General features: G+C 44.4%; 17 protein-coding genes. 6 read left to right on the forward strand and 11 right to left on the reverse strand.

What is annotated here, in order from left to right; translation table 11 throughout:
- Nucleotides 1-162 precede the first annotated feature (162 nt).
- Entirely contained in the window at nt 163-1,173 is a 1,011-nt protein-coding gene (gene amrS / locus W7W_RS0103255; protein WP_010662413.1) for an AmmeMemoRadiSam system radical SAM enzyme, read from the forward strand.
- Here the strand turns inward: amrS and W7W_RS0103260 are convergent.
- Nucleotides 1,170-4,013, reverse strand: a complete 2,844-nt coding sequence (locus tag W7W_RS0103260; RefSeq protein WP_010662414.1) for a lamin tail domain-containing protein — start codon at nt 4,011-4,013, stop codon at nt 1,170-1,172. The two genes, amrS and W7W_RS0103260, sit on opposite strands and share 4 nt — an antisense overlap.
- Nucleotides 4,014-4,175: 162 nt before the next feature.
- Between W7W_RS0103260 and W7W_RS0103265 the strand changes: the two genes are divergently transcribed.
- Nucleotides 4,176-5,186: an aspartate-semialdehyde dehydrogenase gene (locus tag W7W_RS0103265; RefSeq protein WP_010662415.1), complete on the forward strand. Its 1,011-nt coding sequence runs from the start codon at nt 4,176-4,178 to the stop codon at nt 5,184-5,186.
- A 391-nt stretch (nt 5,187-5,577) separates the two neighbouring features.
- Here W7W_RS0103265 and W7W_RS0103270 read toward each other — a convergent pair whose 3' ends face one another.
- The 5 genes from W7W_RS0103270 to W7W_RS0103290 form a co-directional block, all read right to left on the reverse strand.
- The gene (locus tag W7W_RS0103270) at nt 5,578-6,294 is read right to left on the reverse strand and encodes a response regulator transcription factor (protein ID WP_025006640.1); all 717 of its coding nucleotides are present in this window, start codon (nt 6,292-6,294) and stop codon (nt 5,578-5,580) included.
- 55 nt (nt 6,295-6,349) lie between these two features.
- Nucleotides 6,350-7,057 carry a tRNA (adenosine(37)-N6)-threonylcarbamoyltransferase complex dimerization subunit type 1 TsaB gene (gene tsaB, locus W7W_RS0103275; RefSeq protein WP_010662417.1) on the reverse strand — a complete coding sequence of 236 codons (708 nt, stop codon included), beginning with the start codon at nt 7,055-7,057 and terminating at the stop codon, nt 6,350-6,352.
- Between the two features lie 256 nt (nt 7,058-7,313).
- The gene (locus tag W7W_RS0103280; protein WP_010662418.1) at nt 7,314-7,979 is read right to left on the reverse strand and encodes a hypothetical protein; all 666 of its coding nucleotides are present in this window, start codon (nt 7,977-7,979) and stop codon (nt 7,314-7,316) included.
- 74 nt (nt 7,980-8,053) lie between these two features.
- Nucleotides 8,054-8,860 carry a metallophosphoesterase family protein gene (locus W7W_RS0103285; protein ID WP_010662419.1) on the reverse strand — a complete coding sequence of 269 codons (807 nt, stop codon included), beginning with the start codon at nt 8,858-8,860 and terminating at the stop codon, nt 8,054-8,056.
- Between the two features lie 111 nt (nt 8,861-8,971).
- Nucleotides 8,972-11,632, reverse strand: coding sequence for a PAS domain-containing sensor histidine kinase (locus W7W_RS0103290; protein ID WP_010662420.1), 2,661 nt, complete (start codon nt 11,630-11,632; stop codon nt 8,972-8,974).
- A gap of 493 nt (nt 11,633-12,125) precedes the next feature.
- Here W7W_RS0103290 and kbl point away from each other — a divergent pair, with 493 nt between their 5' ends.
- Both kbl and W7W_RS0103300 read left to right on the forward strand, forming a co-directional pair.
- On the forward strand, nt 12,126-13,313 hold the full coding sequence (kbl, locus tag W7W_RS0103295; RefSeq protein ID WP_010662421.1) for a glycine C-acetyltransferase: 1,188 nt from the start codon (nt 12,126-12,128) through the stop codon (nt 13,311-13,313).
- 225 nt (nt 13,314-13,538) lie between these two features.
- Entirely contained in the window at nt 13,539-14,111 is a 573-nt protein-coding gene (locus W7W_RS0103300) for a YceI family protein (RefSeq protein WP_010662422.1), read from the forward strand.
- 308 nt (nt 14,112-14,419) lie between these two features.
- Here W7W_RS0103300 and W7W_RS0103305 read toward each other — a convergent pair whose 3' ends face one another.
- The 5 genes from W7W_RS0103305 to W7W_RS0103325 all read right to left on the reverse strand — a co-directional run bounded on the left by W7W_RS0103305 (nt 14,420) and on the right by W7W_RS0103325 (nt 20,547).
- Complete coding sequence (locus W7W_RS0103305) at nt 14,420-15,754, reverse strand: TolC family protein (RefSeq protein ID WP_010662423.1); 1,335 nt, start codon at nt 15,752-15,754, stop codon at nt 14,420-14,422.
- 223 nt (nt 15,755-15,977) lie between these two features.
- Nucleotides 15,978-17,060, reverse strand: a complete 1,083-nt coding sequence (locus W7W_RS0103310; protein WP_010662424.1) for an efflux RND transporter periplasmic adaptor subunit — start codon at nt 17,058-17,060, stop codon at nt 15,978-15,980.
- A 111-nt stretch (nt 17,061-17,171) separates the two neighbouring features.
- Nucleotides 17,172-18,452, reverse strand: a complete 1,281-nt coding sequence (locus tag W7W_RS0103315; RefSeq protein WP_010662425.1) for an ABC transporter permease — start codon at nt 18,450-18,452, stop codon at nt 17,172-17,174.
- Between the two features lie 59 nt (nt 18,453-18,511).
- Entirely contained in the window at nt 18,512-19,762 is a 1,251-nt protein-coding gene (locus W7W_RS0103320) for an ABC transporter permease (protein WP_010662426.1), read from the reverse strand.
- A 53-nt stretch (nt 19,763-19,815) separates the two neighbouring features.
- Nucleotides 19,816-20,547 carry an ABC transporter ATP-binding protein gene (locus W7W_RS0103325; RefSeq protein WP_010662427.1) on the reverse strand — a complete coding sequence of 244 codons (732 nt, stop codon included), beginning with the start codon at nt 20,545-20,547 and terminating at the stop codon, nt 19,816-19,818.
- Between the two features lie 359 nt (nt 20,548-20,906).
- On the opposite strand from W7W_RS0103325, the gene W7W_RS0103335 reads away from it, so the two are divergent.
- Together W7W_RS0103335 and dgt are read left to right on the forward strand one after the other, a co-directional pair.
- A complete protein-coding gene (locus W7W_RS0103335; protein ID WP_010662428.1) occupies nt 20,907-21,635 on the forward strand; it encodes a M48 family metallopeptidase in 729 nt (242 codons plus the stop codon).
- 12 nt (nt 21,636-21,647) lie between these two features.
- Nucleotides 21,648-22,976: a dGTP triphosphohydrolase gene (dgt, locus tag W7W_RS0103340; protein ID WP_010662429.1), complete on the forward strand. Its 1,329-nt coding sequence runs from the start codon at nt 21,648-21,650 to the stop codon at nt 22,974-22,976.
- Nucleotides 22,977-23,076 lie beyond the last annotated feature (100 nt).

Genomic DNA, 23,076 nt, shown 5'->3' on the forward strand with positions numbered 1-23,076 from the left:
GCATCCTGTAATTTCGGGAAGAAGATTGCGGGTTTTATCAAAGCAATAATCTGGATAAATTTTAAACGAATGAAACGAGCATGCCAACGGTTGTCACTAGAGAACATGTATAAGTTCTTGCATGCGAGTCCCATCCGACCTTAATAAACAAATTTTGTACGGATGAAAGAAGCCCTGCTTTACGAAAAACTTGATAATCAGAAAGTAAAATGCAATCTGTGTGCCCATCACTGTAAAATAGCACCCGGAAAATTCGGAATATGCAAGGTGCGCGAAAATATTGATGGTACGCTCTATACGCATGTTTACGGGCGGACAATTGCTCGTCATATTGACCCAATTGAAAAGAAGCCTTTGTATCACTTCTTTCCGGGCAGTAAAGCTTTTTCCATTGGGACGCCGGGCTGTAATTTCCACTGTGATTTTTGTCAGAATTGTGAAATATCTCAGGTTACTTCTCCGGGGATACTTGAAATGGGAAGTGCTGCCTCTCCGGATGAAATAGTGCAGGAGGCCCTGGATGCAGGTTGTAAAAGCATTGCCTATACTTATACCGAGCCAACCATTTTTTTTGAGTATTGCAACGATATTGGTTTGCTGGCTCGTCGGGCCGGCCTCAGGAATGTATTTGTTTCCAACGGTTTTATGACAAGCGAGATGCTGGATCTTGCAGCACTCTGGCTTGATGCTGTCAATATTGACTTAAAGGCTTTTAAGGAGGAGACTTATCGAAAACTTATGGGTGGGAGGCTGACTCCGGTTTTGGAAAACATGAAGCACCTTGTTTGCAAAGGAATCTGGCTCGAAGTAACCAGTCTGATCATTCCCGGAATTAATGACAGTGCGGGGGAATTGCATCAAATGGCTCATTTTATTGCCAATGAGCTTGGAGTAGATGTGCCCTGGCATATCAGCCGGTTTTTTCCGGGTTATAAAATGATGGATGTTCCGCCAACCCCTATGGAGATCTTGCACAGAGCTGTGGAGGCAGGAAAAGAGGCGGGGCTGAATTACATTTATGTGGGAAATGTTCCGACATCGGGCGATCAGAACACTGTATGTCCACGGTGTGGGGCTGTTCTGATTGAAAGGGTGGGCTATAATGTTTTGTACAACAATATAGAACATGGACAATGTGCCCGGTGCGGGTATGAAATGGCAGGAAGAAGTTAGTGCCGTCGAACTCCTAAAACACATGATTCTTTGGCATTTTCCACCTTGCCTTCTTCGTCGAATATCCGTGCGCCAATGATGTAAATGCCCGGAGGAGCGGCAGCACGGTCGTCGTTGGTGCCGTCCCAGGTGATGATTCCTGATGTACCGAGACTTTGGTTATTGACCAGCTTTTTTACCTGAAAACCATCTGCATTATAGATGGTAAATGTGCCTTTCTTTCCGGGTTTTTTGAACTGATAGGAGATTTTTAGTTGGTCATTGTTTCCATCCATATTCGGAGTGAAGATGTCCGGCGACACAGAGAAGAGTTTTTCCGGTTGTTTTATTTCTGTATTTATCGTTTGCGAATTGGTATAGCCCGGCGTTCCGTAACCTGCCGTCGATGCAGCTGAGTGCCAGGTCATCGGATTGTCTGTTGCTCCCCCGAAGCTGGTTCTTTCCAGTGCAACGCCTTTGGTATTTGAAAGCAAAGCGTAATGAAGCGAAGGGCTATAATCCATATGATCGATGACGGCCCCGTTTCTCAAGGCCAGAATTACGCTTCCGCCTTCATTTACGAAGTTGGGAAGCCCCTTTAAAGCCAGAATGTTGTCAGCATCGGGTTGGTTAAATTGTTTTTTCACCCAGTCGGGATCGGTGGCAAAGCAAAGCCAGGTTCCCGGAAGAAACCATCGGCACTTGTCGGAGAGAAGTACCAGCGACTCAGCTATGTCGTTGTCTCCGCCTCGGGCCAGGCAGAGGCTGTCTAACGCCAGAATTTTATCTGACCGGTTGTATAGTTCCACGTAGTCACAACCTTCTGCCGGAGGATCAAACAGCAACTCATTAATGACAGCATCCAAACTGTCGGTAATGCCGGGGAGCCCAAAGAGCAATTGGGGAGTTCCGGTATAGATATTTCCCGCAAGATCGGATAAACCAGAGGACCAGGATAGGGTGATTACCTGATTCTGAGTTAAAGGGGGGGTAAATAAAAGGGTTAAGACATCTCTGAAACTCTCGTGTTGCGTAATTTTTTTGATGGTTATGTCCGAAACAGATAATTTAAAATCATCTTTTTTTATTGATGAAGGCTCGATAGGCTCTCCAAAATCAAGTTTCAGTATCGAGTCTCCCTCCAGCCATGCATCTTCAACGGTTGGGCTTTGAGTATCTGTATTAAGCGATCTTACCGAGTTTTCCATGCCCGGGGTTCCTCCCCGGTCATTGCTGCAGTAGGCCCAGTTGCTCAACGCCCCCGACAGATTGTTGGCATCAGTGCACTCCATGGACCATCCGCCCTCCTGTTTGAAAGGAGGCCCGGATAGAAGGCCGGGATACCGGAATGCTGTGGTGGTTTGCCCGGATGGATTTCGTAAAACAATTTGGCCACCGCTGTTGGTAAGTGCTATCCACCTTTCCGGTGTTAAGGTACCCGGGAGGTTTGTCTCTTCTGCGGTTAAGGCGACATAATTGTCGGGGAACAGATGATATTCCGGCAATTCCAGAACCTTGTCGTTGATCTGCAGGGTCATGTTTTTTAGATTCACCGGCAGGTTAGACCGGTTAAACAATTCTATGTATTCTGCTTCTGCCAGAAGTGCCGGCGGGGAAGGGTCGTGCATGATTTCAGAAAAGATCAGGTCAGTAAAGGCTGCCTCATGATAGAAAAGAGTATAAGGGCCCTTCGGGATAGTGTCTCCCCCGGGTAAAATGAGGTTAGTAATGAAAAGGTTCGCTTCCAGAGCATCCGGAATTGGGCGTTTGAGTATCAGGTGGTAGATATCTTCAGAAAGAGGTTCCACTTTGGTGAAACCGTCAGGAATTTCATTGGCCTCAAAAAGTTCCGGGCAGATTGCTTCCGGGGGTAACGGTTGGTTGAAATTAATTTCGATGGTTGTGTAATTTACCAGGTGAACCAATTCCACATCCGGCGCAATATACGTGTAGCGAAGAGTGGTGTCTTCCAGGATATTCCCATCTCCATCGCACCATCCCGATAAAACAATAGGTGCATCTTGTGCATCAGGAATTTTATGTCTCAGCTGAATGGTGGCGTTGGTAGCAGACTCATCAAACAGTGTTTTATGGTGGATATTTTCTTCCGTCCCCGGAATTGTTATATTTCCGGAAGACATTTGCTCACTTACCGGTTCCGAAAATGCGAGCAATACGTTAAATCCGTTCTTTATCTCTATGGATTCTATGCATGGAGGCACTGTGTCCCGATAGGCAGTGCCCGATATTTCCAATGGTTCGAGAAAGAATTTATCACGTCTGGTTTGTGTGTAGTGACAACTGAATCCTGCATAGGAAGAGGGCATTCCCCGTTTGTAGGTAATGGAGCCTTCTGTTTGCCAGCCGTTGCCCGTATCACTTTCCAGCGTCCAGTGCCCGCCTTTTCTGCGGCTTACTCTTGCCCGTGCAATGGCCGGACTGCTGTTCAGCCGGTCTTCAATCCCTTTGATCAACAGGTTGTCTGTCCCGTTTTTTCTTTCCCAAAGGGATATGTTGTCGTTTGTTGTCCCGGCCATCAGGAAAAAGCCGTTATGGAAATTATCCACATCATCAGCCACCAGAATTATTGTCAGGTAATTGGAGGATGAGGGATTAAATTCCATTCTGAAACCTGTTGTCCAGACTGCATCTTCAAAAGCGGTGGATGGGTGCAGAAGCAGTGCTTTTTCTGAGGTTTCAGGAGCGTTTAGCTGAACTGTATTCTCCTCCGGATGGTAAATGAACCATTCGGTATCTCCGGTCCAAGAGAAAGGGAAGTCTTGAAATGAAGTGGCAGAAATGAGCTGATTTGTGAGAAACAGCAGGGTGATGGTGAGTAAATGAAAAAAAATCGGCTTCATGGGATTAGGGTTTATTACTTAAATGTATTAATTTTGTGACGATTGTGTTGTTCGGCCATGAAAAATCTGCCGGAATGAAGTTGAATCTTTCCGGCGCGTAACAAACCCGGCCAAATGCAATTTAGGGAATTTATTCAACAATGTAAAACCAAATATTATCACATGAAGTTAGCTATTGTAGGTGCCAGCGGTGCTGTAGGACAAGAGTTTTTGAGTATTCTTGAAACAAGGGATTTCCCGATTGATGAATTAGTACTTTTCGGGTCCGCACGCAGTGCAGGCAAGAAATACACATTCAGGGGAAAAGAGCTGGTCGTAAAAGAACTTCAACACAACGACGATTTTAAAGACATCGATATTGCACTGACCAGTGCCGGTGGCGGAACATCCAAAGAGTTCGAGAAAACCATCACAAAGCACGGAACCATTATGATTGACAACTCAAGTGCTTTCCGGATGGATGAGGATGTACCTTTGGTGGTGCCCGAAGTAAATGCAGCCGATTGTGCCAACGCTCCGCGCAAGGTTATTGCCAACCCCAACTGTACAACCATTCAGATGGTGGTGGCGCTCAAAGCTATTGAGAATATTTCTCACATTCGTAAAGTTCATGTTTCAAGCTATCAGGCTGCCAGTGGAGCCGGGGCATCAGGAATGGACGAATTGGAGAAGCAGTTTGAGCAGATCGTGAAGGGAGAGCAACCCACCGTGGAGAAATTTGCGCATCAGCTGGCAATGAATGTTATTCCTCATGTAGATGTGTTTACCGAAAACGGATACACCAAAGAGGAGATGAAGATGTTTAACGAGACCCGCAAAATCATGCATTCTGATGTGCAGGTTAGTGCTACCTGTGTGCGGATTCCTATTTTGCGCGCGCACTCCGAAAGCATCTGGGTGGAAACAGAGCGCCCGGTAAGCGTTCAGGAAGCTCGTGAGGCCTTTGAAAAAGCAGAAGGAGTTGAAGTGATTGACAATCCCGACAACAACGAGTATCCCATGCCTTTGTTCCTCTCCGGAAGAGATGAGGTATTTGTAGGACGTATTCGTGCCGACCTGGCCAATCCCAACGGATTGACTTTTTGGGCTGTGGCTGATCAGATTCGCAAAGGAGCTGCACTCAATGCGGTTCAGATTGCTGAATATATGATTAAGGAAGGATTGATTAAATAATGTTTGTCCATAAAGTACCATTTACTGCGTTACGCTTGCCCGAAAATTCCTCATTTACTCAAGTAAACTGCGTATTTTCGGGCTTCGCATGCCTTGTAACTGGCATTTTCTAGACAAAATTTTGCTTAGTTTATAGACGGACACTAAATAGTCTCTGTCCATAAACTAAGCGTTTTTAAGGTGTTTGAACTAGAAAATTCAAATTCAAGGCGTGTGAAAAATCTAAACTGCAGAATACTAATGTATTTGAGGGTTTATATTTTGAGCAAGAACGCAGACGTTGATCTTTATAGACAAACACTAAATAAAAGATGGTAGAAACAGCCGATGATTTCGGCTGTTATTCTCATACAAATCGGGTTGCTTCTCAGGGAACAGCCCGATTCTGTTTTCAGGATTCAACGCTTGTATCTTCTTCTCTCAGGATGTATCCTACGGTAGGAATATTGTCAATTCTGATGTTGCCATCCTCCCTCAGATATTTTCTTATTTTGCTGATAAATACATCCAGGCTGCGTCCGTGGAAATAATCCACATCGCCCCAAAGTTGCATAAGAATCTCTTCCCTTTTGATCAGTTGGTTTTTGCGGTTACAAAGGAGTCGTAAAACTTCACTTTCCCGACGGGTGAGACGCAGGATGGTTGTGCCGTTTATCAGCATCTGGCGGTTCAGGTCGAAAGTGAATCTTCCGATGGACAGGGGAGCTGCAACATTGTTTGGAGGCAAAGCTGCATGCATTCGCCGTGCTACCGCTTTAATCCTCCAAAGGAGTTCATCCGGATCGAATGGTTTTACAAGGTAATCGTCCACCCCCAGGTCAAAGGCTTTTTGTTTGTCGTCTTTGTGATTTCTCTTACTGATTATGACAACAGGAATATGACTGTCACGTCTGCGGACCCTTTCGGTAAGTGTGAATCCGTCAATTCCCGGCAACATAAGATCAAAAATACAGAAATTGAATCTTCCGTTGCAGAAAGCTTCAAATGCTTCATCTCCGTCGCCACAATGTACTACATCGTAACCAAAGGATTTCAGAAAGGAGGTCAGCTCTTCTCCAAACGTGAGGTCGTCTTCGACCAGGAGTATGTTAAGTAAATGAAAGTCCATCAATAACTTAAACAACTGAGGCAGGGGCAGGGTTTAATACACGATGCCCGTTTAATCAAAGAATCTTCTTTTTGGGAATGGTTGCAATAAAATCTTTCAGATAAAATGGTTCGAAATAGGCTACATCTTCAAATTGTTTTTTATTCCACGCATCATAGGCCGGCTGCGCCATATTGCGGGCCAGCGGACCATCGTCCTCCGGGAAGAGCGCGTTGGGGTGGGTAAGGGTTTCCCGGCATTTGGCTGCTCCGTTGCCAAAGAAGAAGACTTTTCTTTCTTTAAGGATATCGGCATAACTTTCGTTGTCAATGATATCAGCGGAGGTTTCTTTTTGTTGCTCCATTTTGCTGTCGAACATTGCCGCATATACTTCCATACGGCGGGCATCAATCATAGGACAGAACCATGCATCTCTGTTTTCATCCAGAGTGCTGAGGTTTTGAACAACGGGCAGAGCCAGAACTGATAATGAGGGAATGGCAATCAATGGTTTTCCCAGTGCGAAGCAGATGCCTTTGGTGGTGGATACGCCAATTCGCAGTCCTGTGTAGGACCCCGGGCCGCTGCTTACTGCAACTGCGTCAATATCACTCATTTCTATCGGAACCGAAGAGTCTCTGAATAGTTCTTCTGTTAAAATAGTCAATCGGTTGGCGTGAGAATTGCCCTCATTCTCCTGCCGCGCCGCAACTACTTCTCCATCACGGGTGAGTGCTACTGAGCAAACAGTGGTGGAAGTCTCAATGCAAAGAATATACGCCATCGGGATAATTTTTCCGCAAAAGTAGCGAAACCATCTATACCATAAAAAGAAAAGAGGATTCTGTTTCGTTTTTTCTTATGTCGGGAATTTGTGTTTCTGGCTTCTGGCTGGAGACCGAATACTTTTCCTTTAAGGAGGGCGTAATCGATTAAAAAATGCGTTGGTTGTATTGCCTGCTTGTAGCTAACAGCCACGAGCCACGAGCTAACAGTCAACTCCCCATCCTGTCTGCATTTTCTTTGCTGCCTGATATGGTTCAATGAAAATAGAAAGTAATTCCAAAAGCGAGGCTCCAGACATCCAGCATGGTCACATATTCTGTACGTATGGCTTCCAGAAGGTAGGCGTCCAGTGCCGAAAACTCAAAATAGAGTCCCCATCCCGTAAGGTGTTTGTCTTTTAGTGGCTGATACCATTCTCCTCCCCAAAAAGGTGCTGCATGTACCTTGTTCTGGAAATAATAGCTCTCGGGATAGTGTGGCGGCAATTTGCGGAACGTATTGTTGGTATTTCCCCGGTTGATCATTATTCCTGCCTTTGGCCAAAAATGATTGAACCATGGTTTCTGTGTGAGGAAAAAGCTGTTTTTCAGCGACAGGGTGTGTACCGTCACATGACTGCCTCCCAGAAATTCATTTAACAATCCGTAGGAAAAGGTTGCCTCGTAAATATCCCAAAAGTGATACCCCACCCCAACAGATAGGAAACCTACATTTCCTGCATATTGTATTTTGGCGTGTTTTGGGAAAAACCATCGGGGACGATAAGTAACCGTGTCCCCTGAAATCACCGTTTGCCGGGGCTGGTACATCCGATTATAAAAATTGGCCCTTGGATAGTTGCCTTCAGAATAAAACTGAGCCTGTGATGCTGAGTTGGAAAATATTGTGAGAAACAGAATTATCGGAAATACTAAACGCATATCATCAGCTTTTTTAGGCTAAGTTTAAAGCAATCTCTAATCATACATACGCAACTATAAACTTAACCCCTTTTTTAAAATAATTCTCTGGTTACCAGGATGGTGTCGGACTGCACATCCATGATTATGATTTCCCGGTCGGTGGCATCACCCGAGATCAGAAATGGAACTTCGCACTCATCGCGAATGCCATGGAAAAAACTATGTGTATGTCCGTGAATCGATAAGGAGACCTGTTGTTCTTCCAGCATGCGATAAAAAAGATAGCTGTTTCCAACACTAAAGGGTGCACTCCATGGTGGGATATGCGATATTAAAAATACATGGGCAATAGAGTCATCTGCTTCAAGGGCATCGTAAAGCCATTCAAAATCGGGGTCTTTCACATTTCTTTCCCAGATAATGTCATCGAAAAAGACAAAACGACAATTGTTGTAATCAAAAGAAAAACTCAACGGACCAAACATTTCCTGGTAAACCAGGTCTCCGTTGGACAGGAAGTCATGGTTGCCCACTATGGTAATCATTGGATGATTTAATGAGGACGTTATGTCATGAAACCACATGAATTCGCGGTAAATACCACTCAGGGTAATGTCGCCGTTGTGGATGACGAAGTCGATGCTGTCAATGCTGTTTAATGCTTTTATCTGATCGTTGAAATCGTCATAGTAGGTGTGGTTGTCACCTATGATGGCAATCCTAAATGGTTCAAAAGAGTCCGAACTTTTATTACTGATCCCGGATATCGCTTTTTCATTCAGTTTCTCCGGTAAATTGGCCGAACCAGTTTGATATGGACTGTATTCGAAAAGGTTGTCGCAGCCGGCTGATAGAATAAAAATCAGGCTCCAAATATATAGATGTCTGTTTCTGCTCATGGAATTTTGTAGGTTTTGAGCAAAAAAACAGTGTTTTCCTTGCGTATTCAAACGAAACTCGCTGTAAAGCCGAAAAAGAAGGATGAAGAGGGTAAACGGGGGAATAAAACGTTACAGCGTCATTGAACGGGACAATCTGAAGAAGAAGCTGGCTCCGTGGCCTGCCTCGGATTCCACCCACATTTCACCGCCCATTAGTTCTACCAGACTTTTGGAGATGGAGAGTCCCAGGCCAGTTCCGCCCTTATTCACAGCGCCAACTTTTAATACCTGTCCAAATCGCTCGAAGATGATTTTATGATGCTTTGCCGCAATGCCAACCCCATCGTCATGGACAAAAAAGCGAATGTGGTCGTTGCCATCTTCTTCGAATCCAAAGGCGATGTGACCGCCGGGAGAGGTGAATTTGAATGCGTTGCTGATGAGGTTGTTGAATATCTGGGTGATTTTTCCACCATCAACCGTTGCCAGTATTTGTTCTTCCGGGATTTGGGTGATCAACTCAACCGAATTTTCCTGTGCATTGATTTCAAAGAACCTTGCCAGGTCTATAACCAGACGGTTGAGGTTTACTTCGCCTGGCATCAGGTTTACCTGGCCCGTTTCCAGCTGAGAAACCTGAAGTACATCGTTGATGATGGCCAGGAGTTGTTGGCCGCTCTTTACAATAACGTCTATACTCTTTTGCCGCTCTTCAGGGCTGAGGTATTCGTTTCGCAGAAGCTCCGAAAAGCCCAGGATGCCATTCATCGGAGTTCGGATTTCATGACTCATATTGGCCAGAAAAGCAGATTTCAGGTGGTCACTTTTTTCGGCTTGTTCTTTGGCTGCAATCAGGTCTTTTTCTATTTGTCGTGCATGGGTAACATTCCTTACAATGGTCATTATCCTGTTTTCATCCACAAAAACCATCCGTGATTCAAAGGTGCCTGTTTTACCCTCTTCTGTCATTTCATATTCATAGGTCTCAATGCCTTTGTGTCTGATAACTGATGCTATTTTTTCATGGGTAAGCCGGGCGATTTCTTCCGGCATAAATTCATCAATTTGTTTATCCAGAAATACTTCCGGAGCCACATATAAATTATCAGAACTGTCGGCATGATAATCCTTAATGACCCCATCCCGGTCAAAAACAAATATGAGGTCAGGAATCACTGCCAGCAATCCCGTGATGCGGGACTGATTGTGTTGGGCTTCTTCGACGGCTTCTTTGAGGCTGAATATCAGTTCTTTCTCCTGGGTGATGTTGGTGAAGGTGCCAATTACTTTCTCAGGTATCCCCTCTTTAAAAATCATGATGCCGGCTGCGCGATAGTGTTTGGTGTTTCCGTTTTTCAGTTGAACCCGGAATTCATCATGCCACTCCTCTTTCAGGGGAAAACGATGGGTCCAGAAATGCTCTACCCTCTCGCGGTCCTCGGGATGAATAAGTTTTACAAATTCATCGAATGTTCGGGGCGGAGCCTCGGATGAGCCGATGTATCCCGAATTTCCGAACCAGCTCATTTTGTCTGTTCCCGGGTGCCATTCAAAAATAATGTCGTTGGCGTGTGTTGCCACAAGCCGGAATCGTTCTTCGCTCTCCAGGAGCATCTCTTCTGCTTTCTTTCGTGCAGTGATGTCACGTCCCAGAATTACAATTCCTTTTTTTGTTCCGTTGGCGTTGAAAACAGGTGTTTTGATGACATCAATTCTTCGTTCATCTCCGTTGGGAAGGGGGATTATTTCTTCCACCACGACCGGCTCCTTTTGTGTCCATGCCATTTGGTCGGAGATGCTGCATTGTCTGAAAACCGCTGAAAGTTCGGGCACTAGCTTTCTGAGATGTTCTTCGTCTTTAAAAAGAAAGTCTTTGCCTTTGAGTCTGTATAATTCCTGAATGGATTCGTTGGCTTCCATCCATTGGCCTTCTTCATTTTTGAAGCAGATAATATCAGGAGTGGCATTGATCAGTACTTTTAACCGGTCTTTACTCTCTTTAAGTTCCTCAAGGGTTTTGATTCTGTCTGTGTTGTCATGTACAACACCTATAATCCCGGTTATTTCTCCTGTGCGATTCAGAATGGGAGCAGTTTTCAGACTGATGTTGATTTTTTTGCCACTGAGGGTGGATGTGTATGAGCCTTCATAATCCCCTTCTCCTCCCGAAAGAGGCCTCAGAATAGCCGGAAGTATTGAACGATCAGAGATGGTATTCAGGTCTAAATGGAGTAATTTTGATGCCGGGGCACCAAGGATGGAAACAAAACGGTCGTTGAAAGCGGAGATTTTGAGTGATGTGGTATAGAAGAATACCCCGACCGGAGAAAAATCAAAAAGCAACCGAAACCTGTCATTGTCTGTTTCGTCAATGTTGTTTGGTTCGTAAAAGTAGTTTTCAAATTGTTGTTCGATGCTTTTACGCGTCTGATCCATTAAAAGAAGCTGCGATTTATTCCAGCCTTCCGGATTGTGGGTAAACAGGCAGAGACGATTATTTCCGTTAAGAGACTTTGAGGTTAAATTGAAAAACCGACCTGATTTATAAGGGCGCACCAACACGGGATCGTTCAGCTCGAACCATCCGCCTATTCCATGGCCAAAACCGGCGGTTTTGTTAACGGCTTTGTCAAGCAGGGATTTTTCCTCCTGGGCATTGCCGGTTCCGGCATGGATGTAGGAAATATCTCCTTCTGTTTCCACCGTGAGCACCACGACAGAAGCTGTGAAAGCGGCTAACATACCAAGGGTATCCGATGCTGTTGGGGGGAACCCTTTTACGTTATGCATACATTTTAACTTTTGGGAAAATAGGTATTAAATATTTTTTAAAATTAGTGAAAAGAGAGGCGATGCGTTAACCCTGAAAGCCTATATTTGAGTAAAACCGGTTTTATTTTGGTAAACAATCGTTAGTGTAATACAAACAATTTTTGAAAACACTTTGACAGGTACGGAATTAGTCAGCTAATCATTGTTTATTTGGTGACTTTTTACCATGAAACGAGCATGAGATCGATTGTCACATAAGACAATGTTTAAATCCCTCACATGTGAGTTCTGCCAGATCACCTTTTAATAATATTCAAAGGCCAGTCATTGAGAGCGTAGTGAAGCAATCTCAATTTTTTAACCGACACCAATGATTTTATGCGAATAAAAGTTTAGTGGTCGCTTTAGGAATCCATATTTTTACAGGTTAGGAATGACAAAAGATCTTTTGTCATATTTTTGTTTGAACACTATCTTTAACTTTGTCTGAAGTCATCAAAATAATGTAGCTATGTACGGTAAATACAAAGATCATCTGCAAAAAGAAATTGAGGATATAAAACAATCAGGTTTGTATAAAACCGAGCGAATCATTACTTCGCCTCAGCAGGCAGAAATAACACTGAATTCAGGAGAAAAGGTTTTGAACTTTTGTGCCAACAATTACCTTGGTCTTTCTGCTCATCCCAGAGTTATTGAGGCTGCCCATAAAGCACTGGATTCTCATGGTTACGGAATGTCGTCAGTGAGGTTTATATGTGGAACTCAGGATATTCATAAAAACCTGGAGGAAAAGATTGCTGCTTTTTTCGGCATGGAGGATACCATTTTGTATGCTGCCTGTTTCGATGCCAACGGAGGGGTGTTTGAACCGCTTTTTACCGGCGAAGATGCCATCATCTCCGACGAATTGAATCATGCCAGCATCATTGATGGAGTGCGACTCTGTAAAGCCGCAAGATATCGGTACAAACATGCCGATATGGATGATTTGGAAAAACAACTTCAGGAAGCCCAAAAACAGCGTTTCAGAATTATTGTAACCGACGGGGTGTTCTCTATGGATGGAGATATTGCACCATTAAATAAGATCTGCGATCTGGCCGAACAATACAATGCGTTGGTGATGGTGGATGACAGCCATGCATCCGGTTTTATCGGAAAAACGGGGCGTGGAACCCATGAATACCATAATGTGATGAACCGCGTGGATATCATTACCAGCACCTTGGGAAAAGCTCTTGGAGGTGCTTTAGGCGGGTTCACCACCGGGAAAAAGGAGATTATTGACCTGTTGCGCCAACGCTCAAGACCTTATTTGTTCAGCAACTCCCTGGCTCCGTCCATCGTCGGGGCGGCCACCGAAGTGTTTGATATGATGAGCGAATCTACGGCTCTTCGCGATAAACTCATGAACAATGCCGATTATTTTAAGCAAAAGATTTCTGAGGCCGGGTTTGATATTAAACCTACTAATTCGGCCATTGTGGCATTGATGCTATATGATGCGCGTTTGTCTCAGACTTTTGCTGCACGGCTGCTTGAAGAGGGTATTTACGTTACCGGATTCTATTACCCGGTGGTGCCCAAGGGGCAGGCGAGAATACGAATTCAACTTTCTGCTGCGCATGAGAAAGAACATCTTGATAAAGCAATTGCTGCTTTCATAAAGATTGGGAAAGAATTAGAAGTAATTTAAGGTTTGCAGGAAATCATCATCTATTTATACCTATCTGCAGCTATGGCCCCATGAGATTAGCCCCCGGCTTCAGCCGGGGTGGATGTTCCGATATTAAGGTTATCAGAGCCGGCTTTGAGCCGGCTTTTCATTTCAAAAAAACAGATGATCCCTTTTTGGAGATAAGAACTTTTTTTTCCCCAAGTTGTTTTATCTAAAACGAATATAAATAAAAAGGAGAATCATATGAAAAAATTGTCAGCTTTGATATTGGCGCTGGGATTTCTGGTAATGACCCCGGCAGCATACGGACAGAAAAGTGAATTGAAAGTAGAAGACAGTAAGATTGTCTGGACTGGTAAGAAGGTTGGTGGGTCCCAGAACGGAGCCATTCAGCTGTTGTCGGGATATCTTGAAAAATCAGGAGACAACTTTGTTTCCGGAAAATTTGTGGTCGACATGACTTCCATCAGTAACTATGACATAGATGATGAGGATTCAAAAGCTCAATTGGTAGGTCATCTGAAATCTGATGATTTCTTTAGTGTGGATGAATATCCCACGGCAACCCTTGAAATTAAAAATGGTGAGAAGGTGGAGTCGGGAAAATACAAGTTTACCGGCACCATGACCATAAAAGGGCAGACCAACCCCGTTTCTTTTGAAGCAGAGGTGACAGGTAAAACATTCTCCGGAGTACTGGTGGTAGATCGCGCCAATTACAATGTGCGTTACGGATCCGGTTCTTTTTTCGACAATCTGGGCGACAACCTGATTTATGATGATTTTGAACTGGATTTTGAAGTAACTTTTAAATAATTCTGAACCTGATTGCTATCTTTTTGGGGAAGTAGCCTAAAAACAAGGTTGTGTTATCGTAAAATCGTCTTTGTTTGATTATTGTGCGCGCAACAAGTGAGGCTTTTCCTTTTTAAGAAATACATAATGTTTTGCGTTTTTTATTGGCTGAATTTTTCCGGGGGCAATGTTTTTCCCTCTTAAAACTATTCTTCAACAGGCTTTCAGCCTGGTTACACCTTACCCGTCGTATGTATTAGGCAGGGTAGAAAAGGCGCTGTGGGAAATTCCTGCAGCGCCTTTTTGCGTATTGACAGTTTGAGGTGTGCTTAATCGAGAGAAAGCGGAGCCCCTGTGTAAAAGTCCAGCACTTTGGTCCGCAGCACATATTCGTACTTCGATTGAAGGAAGTCGGACTGTGCCTTCAAATAATCAGTTCTTGCAACACTGTAATCCACCGGGCTTACCAGACCTACGGCATACTTTTTTTCGGTGTAGCGCAATGATTCTTCATAAGAATCCACTGCTGTTTGAGCTGAATTGTATTTCAAATAAGCTGCCTGTGCATCGGCATATGCCTGCTGGATCTCTTTTCTGAGGGTTTGTTTTTCTTTTTCCAGATCGTGTTGGGCGCTGCGGATACTCAGTTGGGTGTTTTTGACGTTATTGCGGGCCGCAAGACCATTGAAAACAGGGATTCTTAATGTCAGACCCACATACTGGGTTGCGTTATCATTGAAATGCTTTCCGAAGTCAAATTCAACGGTGCTTTCTTTTTTAGTTACTGAAGTGTTCCAGCCGGCGTCCATGTTTATGGAGGGGTAAAGTTGACCTTGTGCTGCCTTTAAAGCATAGCGTTCACTTTCCAGGTTGAACTCTGAAGCTTCAATTTCCGGCATTAAATCAACGGCCTGAACAAAGAGATCGGAAGGAGGGGTCAGGGTATTTTGTTGCAATTCGGGGATTTCCGGAATCACCACATCGAAGTTGCCTGTCTCTTCGAGATCGAGCGCTTGGGCAAGGTTCAGCAAAGACATCGTAAGGTTGTTTGCCATTTGTGTAACCGTGAGTGCTTCACGTGCTGCCTGTGATTTTATTTCCAGTAAATTACCTTCTGCTACCCGTCCTGCATCCACTAGCTTTTTGGTGTTTTCCACCTGCTCCTTTGCTACTTTGTATTGTTCCTCAGCCACCTGCAGCAGTTCTTTGTCAAAAAGAACCTGCAGGTACAATGAAGTGATGTTTAATGCCAGGTCGTTTTTTGCTGCTTCCAATTCTTTTCGGGATGCCTGCCAGTTGGCTTTATCCCTGTTAATCTGATTGTGCAGGGAGAAACCCTGGAACAGAGGGACCGATGCTCCAAGTGAAAAACGGCCGAACTGAGTAGTTTGGTCGGTTATCTCGAAGGAGGTGTCGTCCAATACCCTGCCAAAGCTTAGTTGGTATCCCACGCTACCATTGACGGAAGGAATACGGTCGAGCTTTTTTTGCTCATAGACATTTTGTTGATATTCTGTATTCAGGCTCTGCTGTTTTATGGACAGGTTATTGTCCTTAGCATATTCAATGCAATCTTTCAGACTCCATTTCTCAGGCTGTTGAGCGTGAGCCTCCGTAAAGGCCAGGAGCATCGGAAGCATCAGTATGGCTGCTATGTTTCTCATGATTTGATTATTTCGGTTTTAATTTGCGGGTTCAATCATCTGGGGTTTGAGTTTGTTGTCAAAGGGTGCAATTAAATGAATATTCTGTCAGCTAATGTTAGTGGGTTGCCCCTTTGTCTTTCAACTTTTCCATCTACCAACATGGTTCGACAGGTTTCTGAGTATATCAGTTTTTGGAAGTCCCCACTACTGACTATAAACTACTGACTAATTTCCTAAATCTTTACGATTTGGGCACTTTAACTTCGTCCTCATCAGAGAGACCTTCTACAATTTCAATGTTGATACCATCGGACAGACCTGTTTTAACGAAACGTTTTTCAAAGATCTGAGGGCTGGTCATAATCTCCACAAAGGTTGAATCATCTTTAAAAGTGATCATTTTTTCCTGCAGGGTAAGTACACTGTCTCGACGATCCAGTACGATGTCTGCAGTGGCACTGTAACCTGCTCTTACAAAACTCCCCTCCTGCAGCTCCACCGCAGCTTTGATCTCAAACTGAATAGCTCCGTTTTCTTCGACACCTTTGGGCGAAATAAATTCCAGGTTGGCTTTGAATTCCTCTTCATCAAGGGCACCGATGGTGAGCAGTAACTGCATTCCTTCTTTTATCTTTCCCACTTCGGTTTCGTCCACCATTCCTTCGAATACCATTTCTCCCATGTCGGCAACCAGTGCAATGGTTGTTCCATCGTTGAACGTATTGCTTTTGATTACAGAATTCCCGATTTCGATGGGAACATCCAGTACCATGCCTGAGGTGGTTGCCCGTATGAGTGTATTGGTTTGGGCGCCTGCCTTTTTGATAACCCCTTCTTTAATCAGTTCCAGATTGTTCTGGGCCGACTCCTGGTCTTTTTGGTAAGTCTGAAAGCTTAGTTTGTCTTCAAGAAACTGTGATTCGGGAATTACTTTGTTGTCATAGAGCTCCTGTGACCGTTCAAATTCGATTTTGGCATTTTCGAAAGCCAGACGAGCTTTGGCCAGGCGGTTCTCGGCCTCATTGACCTGAAGCATTTCAGGAATAATCTGAATCTTTGCCATGAGGTCGCCCTGCGTTACCACATCGCCCGGCTGGACATAAATTTCCGTGATAATACCCGATTCCTGGGGCTTAATCTGAATCTCCTTTCGTGGGACAATGGAACCTGTGGCCACCGTTTTCTTAATGATATTGGTGACTTCGGGTTTTTGGGTTTCAAAAACCACGGGCGATTTTTTGGTCTGGTTGTAAAGGTAGTAAACGACCCATCCTACAAGGGCTATCAAAACGACTACCATCAGAATTTTAAAAAACTTCTTCATTTTGTTCAGGTTTTAATAGGCATTGGTGCCCGTATTTTTAATTATTATTGTTTTTATTTTATTCCTCCGTGTTCTTTGTGGTTAAAACAAATACCACAGTGGCCATATCGGCTATTCATGTCTGAGCGCATCAATGGGTTTTATTCTTACAGCCTTCATAGCCGGAATCAATCCTGCGAACAGGCCTACCAGAATGAGCATTGCCAAGGCAGAAATGGCCAAAGGTAAACCCACTTCAGGGTTTGCAAAGAAGGTCATTTCATCTTCCGGAGCGTTAGCTGCTGAAGCTGTCAGAGCAATGTTGGTGAGATGCAGAATCAACGTTCCGAAAGCAAGTCCCAGGAATCCTGCCACAGTAGTCAGAAATACCGATTCGGTGAGAATCTGGCCAATTACTACTGCTGGTCTGGCTCCGATGGCGCGTTGTACTCCGATCTCGCGGGTGCGCTCTTTGACAATTACCAGCATGATGTTGCTAACGCCCACTGCTCCGGCAATCAGGGTGCCGATGCCTACCACCCATATCAGGATATTGACACCCAGAAATGTGTATTCCATGGTTTGTAATTCACTCTGAACGTTGAATCCACCGATGGCTTCGTCATCATCCGGAGCAATTTTGTGATGCTTTTTCACCAGCGGCTCTATTTCATCCACGATGCCCTGAACATTCACTCCTGGTTTTGCTGTAAAACCAAAGAAATGTACTTCGTCCCCGTAGTTGAATGTTTGTTGCATGGTGGTAAAAGGCAGGTAAATGGTCTCTTTTTTATTGCTCCCGATGTTGATGTTCGGGTTGTTGGATTTAAAAACACCTACTACCATAAAATAGACTCCGTTTACGCGTAAATACTGACCCACGGGATCTTCGTCCTCTTCAAACATTACATCATACACATTTTCTCCGATGATGCAGACTTTTCTTTTGAGCTTGATGTCTTCTTCGTTGATATATCTTCCCCATGGCATGGTACACGGGTCTATTTTCCGGTATTGGGGATAATCACCCATCACATTGAAAGCTGCAGCTTTTTCGTCACGTACCACATTCTGACCTTCACGAAGATTCCAGCCCTGCAATCTGGGGGATATTACATCTACTCCTTCAATTTCATTTCTGATGGCTTCAATGTCATCATTGTTGATGCTCCACCAGCGTCCGCGGTCGTATCCCTGGTAGGCGATGGTTGTGCGGTTTGACCACATAAAAGCGCTGTTGGTGGCAAAGTCCTGGAAGCCACTGGTTACGCCGTTTATCAGCCCGTTGCCTGCTCCGGTCATTACAACCAGCATAAAAATGGCCCAGAATACCCCAAATGCGGTAAGTATGCTGCGAAACTTGTTTTGTTTTATGGCATTAAATATTTCCTGCCAGCGGTCTAAGTCAAACACGGTACTATGGTTTTAATTTCTAAAATATGTGGCTTTTGTTAACAGCGTTTATTGTTTTTTTATTCGTCGTGCAGTGCTTCTATTGGCTTAATAGCAGAAGCTCTGCGCGCCGGTACGTATCCGGCTATTAACCCGGCAACAATAAGTACCACCAGGGCTGATACAGCGACTGAGAGATTTGCCGACGGATTGTAAAAAGTGCTTTCGATGCTGGGATTGCTCTGGGCTGCACTTTGCAATACCATAGAGATGGCTGCCATCAGACCCATTCCGGCCACCAGTCCGAAAAAGCCGGACAGGGTGGTAATGAACACAGACTCGGAGAGAACCAGCCGGATGACCGACCACGGGGTGGCACCAATGGCTTTCCGGATACCAAGTTCCTTTGTGCGTTCTTTAACCAGAATAATCATGATGTTACTAACGCCAACAATACCAGCGATGATGGTCATGATGCCAATAACCCAGACGAATATCCGGATTCCGGTAAACACACCCTGTGCCTGCTTGAAGTGCTCCAGGGTGTTCCAGATACCGAGCGCCTGCTTGTCGTCAGGGGCAATCCGGTGTTTTTTCATGAGGGTAGTTCTGATGGCCTCTTCAACTCGTTTGTTTTCAGCCACGGTAAGTGCATTGGTGGCCACTGCCAGTTCATTAAGTTTGTTGCTTCCGTTGAAAACGCGTTGGGCAGTCTTTACCGGAATATAGATTTGTTCATCGTCCCGTCGTTCTGGGTTGATAAATGTACCTACTACTTTAAAGGGAACTTTGTCGATGTGGATGTATTTCCCAATGGGATCTTCTTCTTTAAATAAAGCTTTTTTGACCGGTACCGAGATGATGGCTACCTTCCTGAACTGTTGTATGTCAAGCTTGTTGATGTAACGGCCATGTTCCAGATCCACAATTTGAATGTTTTTGAACTCTGGCATCACACCCTCCAGACTATAGTCACCGTACTCATTTTTGTAGGTCACTGTTCCGCTGCCCCAAAGCCTGAAACGACCCGAAATGTCGGAGATGTCATCTTTGAAATGGTTAACCAGCATGTCGTAATCTTCATCGGTGAACTGTATGCGCCGGCCGGCCTGAAGTCCGTCATATGAGACCTGGGTTTGCCTGCTCCAGATCCACAATGCATTTTTTGCGGTACCTCTGAAGTTGTTTTCCATGCCATTTTGTAGTCCGTTTCCTGACCCCAGCAAAAGGATGAGCATGAAGATACCCCAGGCCACACTGAAGCCGGTCATGATGGCTCTCAGTTTGTTTTGTTTGAGTGTTGAGAATATTTCCTGCAGTGAATTAAACATAGTGTTTGGTTGTTGAAAGGTTTAGCCTGTTTTATTTGTGATAAATGCAGGGGTTAGTTGGAAGTGAATATATCACTGGTGGTAACGGGTTCATATTTTCCGTTCAACTCGTTGTGTTCTATCAAACCATCTTTGAGTCTGATGATTCGTTGTGTACGGTGAGCTATGTCGTCCTCATGGGTTACGATAATAACGGTAATTCCCATCTGGTTGACTTCCTGCAGGATGTCCATTACTTCATAAGATGTCTGGGAGTCCAATGCACCTGTTGGTTCATCGGCCAGTATTACTTTGGGCTCGGAGATAAGTGCCCGGGCAATAGCTATACGTTGTTTCTGGCCTCCTGATAACTCTGAAGGAAGATGTCCGGCCCAGTCCTTAAGGCCCAGTCTTTCCAGATATTCCAGTGCCTTGATATTTCTTTTTTTGCGACTGACATTCTGATAGTAAAGTGGAAGAGCCACGTTTTCCATGGCATTCTTGAATGAGATGAGGTTGAATGACTGGAATATAAAGCCCAGATAATTGTTGCGGAATTTTGCAGCTTTGGTTTCATTCATCTTCTCAATTTTCACATTGTTCAGGTAATAATCACCCCGGTCATGATTGTCAAGAATTCCAAGAATATTTAATAAGGTTGATTTACCCGAGCCTGAGGAGCCCATGATACTAACCATCTCACCTGCCTTAATGTCCAGATCAATACCTTTGAGGACATGCAGTGCATTGTTTCCCATCCGGTACGATTTGTGAAGGCTGCTTACTTTGATAATACTGTTGCTCATGGTATCTGGTTTTGTGTGTTTTTCGCTGCTTTTTGTTTCAATTGTCCTGCCAAAAAAAGTAAGTGTTTGTTAGCCAGGGCATAAGGTTGTTTTTTCTTCTTTTTTGGTGAAATTAAAACTGTCTGATTTTGGAACACTAAGTGTTCGAAAACGGGCATATCTGTAATAAAATGAAGCTAAAATGTCATTTTAGGTAACAGTTTACCCGATTAAATTTCTTTTTTATTGGAAAACATAATCCAAATTGTGACGTATCCGGGGGTTGTTTCGTTACAGGAAGGAAGTAGTTTTACGAAACTAATTTACGACACGGGCAAATAGGTTTGGCAATAGCGGGAAATCTTTACCTTTGTGGTATTATGTCGGTTAAAACTTCATTGGTAGAAATAGAGGGTATCGGACCGGTGCTTTTTAAAAGTGATGCACGATGCAGGCGGCTTTCCATCAGGATCAAGCCTTTTGAAGGGGTTTCGGTTTTGTTCCCTCCCGGATACTCTATCCGAAAGGCTTTGTCGTTTGTGGAGGAGAAACGTTCATGGATTCAGCAGAATCAATCCAGTATGGCTGAGCATGAGCGGATGAAGACCGTATTTAATGAAAACACGAAGTTTCGGTCCCGCACTTTTGAACTCCGAATAGAAAATCATCATAGTGATCAGTTTCGAATGACGCTGAGTGATGGAATTCTTCGGGTGGCTTATCCTTCTTTTATGAAAGTGGAGGATGATAGGGTTCAGTCGGTCATTCGGCAGGGAATTGAAGAGGGACTGAGAATAGAGGCCAGGACAATGTTGCCTGGAAGAGTCATGCATTTTGCCGGATTGCATGGTTTTAAGGTGAACAAAGTGTTTGTAAAAAACCTGAAATCCAGGTGGGGAAGTTGCTCTTCCGTGAACAATATCAATCTTAATTTACAGTTGATGCGATTGCCGCAGCACCTGATAGATTATGTGGTGTTGCATGAATTGTGTCACACCAGAGAAAAGAACCACGGTCCCGGTTTCTGGCAATTACTGGATCGTGTTACAGGCGGAAAGGCTCGTTCCCTGGCCGCAGAAATGAAAAAGTATCGTACAACCATATATTGAACAGGAATACTTATGGATTGGAAACAACTTTTATCCACCAAACGCACGGGCACCTCTTCGGGGGCCGGCTCGCATGACCGCACGCAGTTTCAGCGTGATTACGACAGGCTGATATTCTCTTCACCTTTCAGGCGTATGCAGGATAAAACGCAGGTGTTTCCTTTGCCGGGAAGTGTTTTTGTGCACAACCGACTTACGCATAGTCTGGAGGTTGCCAGTGTGGGGCGTTCGCTGGGTAGCAATGTCTCCAGGTTTCTAGGGTCACTTTACGGGGATGAGTTTCCATTGGCACAAGAACTTGGTTCTGTGGTGGCGGCTGCCTGTCTTGCCCACGATATGGGAAATCCCCCTTTTGGTCATTCGGGCGAAAAAGCCATTTCAGATTTTTTTAAGTATGGAGACGGCCGTTATCTGGAATCCATGATTAATTCTCCTGCCATCTGGAACGATTTTGTGGATTTTGAAGGAAATGCCAATGCGCTGAGGGTGTTGACACATAAGTTTTCCGGGCGGCGAACCGGCGGGTTTGCCATGACCTATACCTCCGTGGCATCTATTGTTAAATATCCCTATGCTTCCGGTAATTCAGATTTGAAGAAGTATGGCTTTTTTCAAAGTGAAAAGGAAATCTTTATGGACATTGCCTCAGAGTTGGGACTGAAAGAAACATCTCCGGGGGTTTTTGCACGTCATCCGCTTGTTTACCTGGTGGAGGCGGCAGATGATATTTGCTATCAGTTGATGGATATTGAAGATGCCCACAAGCTGGGAATTTTATCCACCCCTGAAACAATGGATTTGCTGATGGCCTTCTATGATCCGGTGGAGGATAAGGAGCATCTTCGAAGAATAAAAGAGGTTTTTCGGGAAGTGACCGATACCAATGAGCAAATCGCTTATCTGAGGGCGGGCGTCATCGGAAAGCTGGTGGGTGCCTGTTCCGAAATTTTTATTAAACATCACGACAGCATTCTGGATGGCACATTTAGCGGGGCCCTTACCGATAAATTGTCGGGCAATATGGATGAAGCCATGAAAGGGTGTGCCCGGGTGGGCATTAGCCGTATTTACCGGCATCCTTCTGTGGTAGAGATTGAGATTGCCGGCTTCAGGATTTTGGGCACCCTTCTGGATGAGTTTATTAAAGCAGTGCTTGAGCCAAAGCATTATTATTCGAGGTTGTTACTCCCGTTTATTCCACAGCAATATAAAGTTTCTGAAAACGCACCGGTGCACCATCGGGTGCAAACTGTTATTGATTTTATCTCTGGTATGACGGATGTTTATGCGTTGGATTTATTCCGTAAAATTCAGGGGACCGGGATTTCCGGAAACATTTAATCAATTCAATGATTAATCAGCCGGTTTTTTGAAACCTTTGCTCTTCCCAATCCGTAAAATATCTATAAATACAGCACTCTGACAAGCATAACAATCCGGA

Origin of the sequence: Marinilabilia salmonicolor JCM 21150 (genome assembly GCF_000259075.1) — a bacterium.
GTDB classification, from domain to species: Bacteria; Bacteroidota; Bacteroidia; order Bacteroidales; family Marinilabiliaceae; genus Marinilabilia; species Marinilabilia salmonicolor.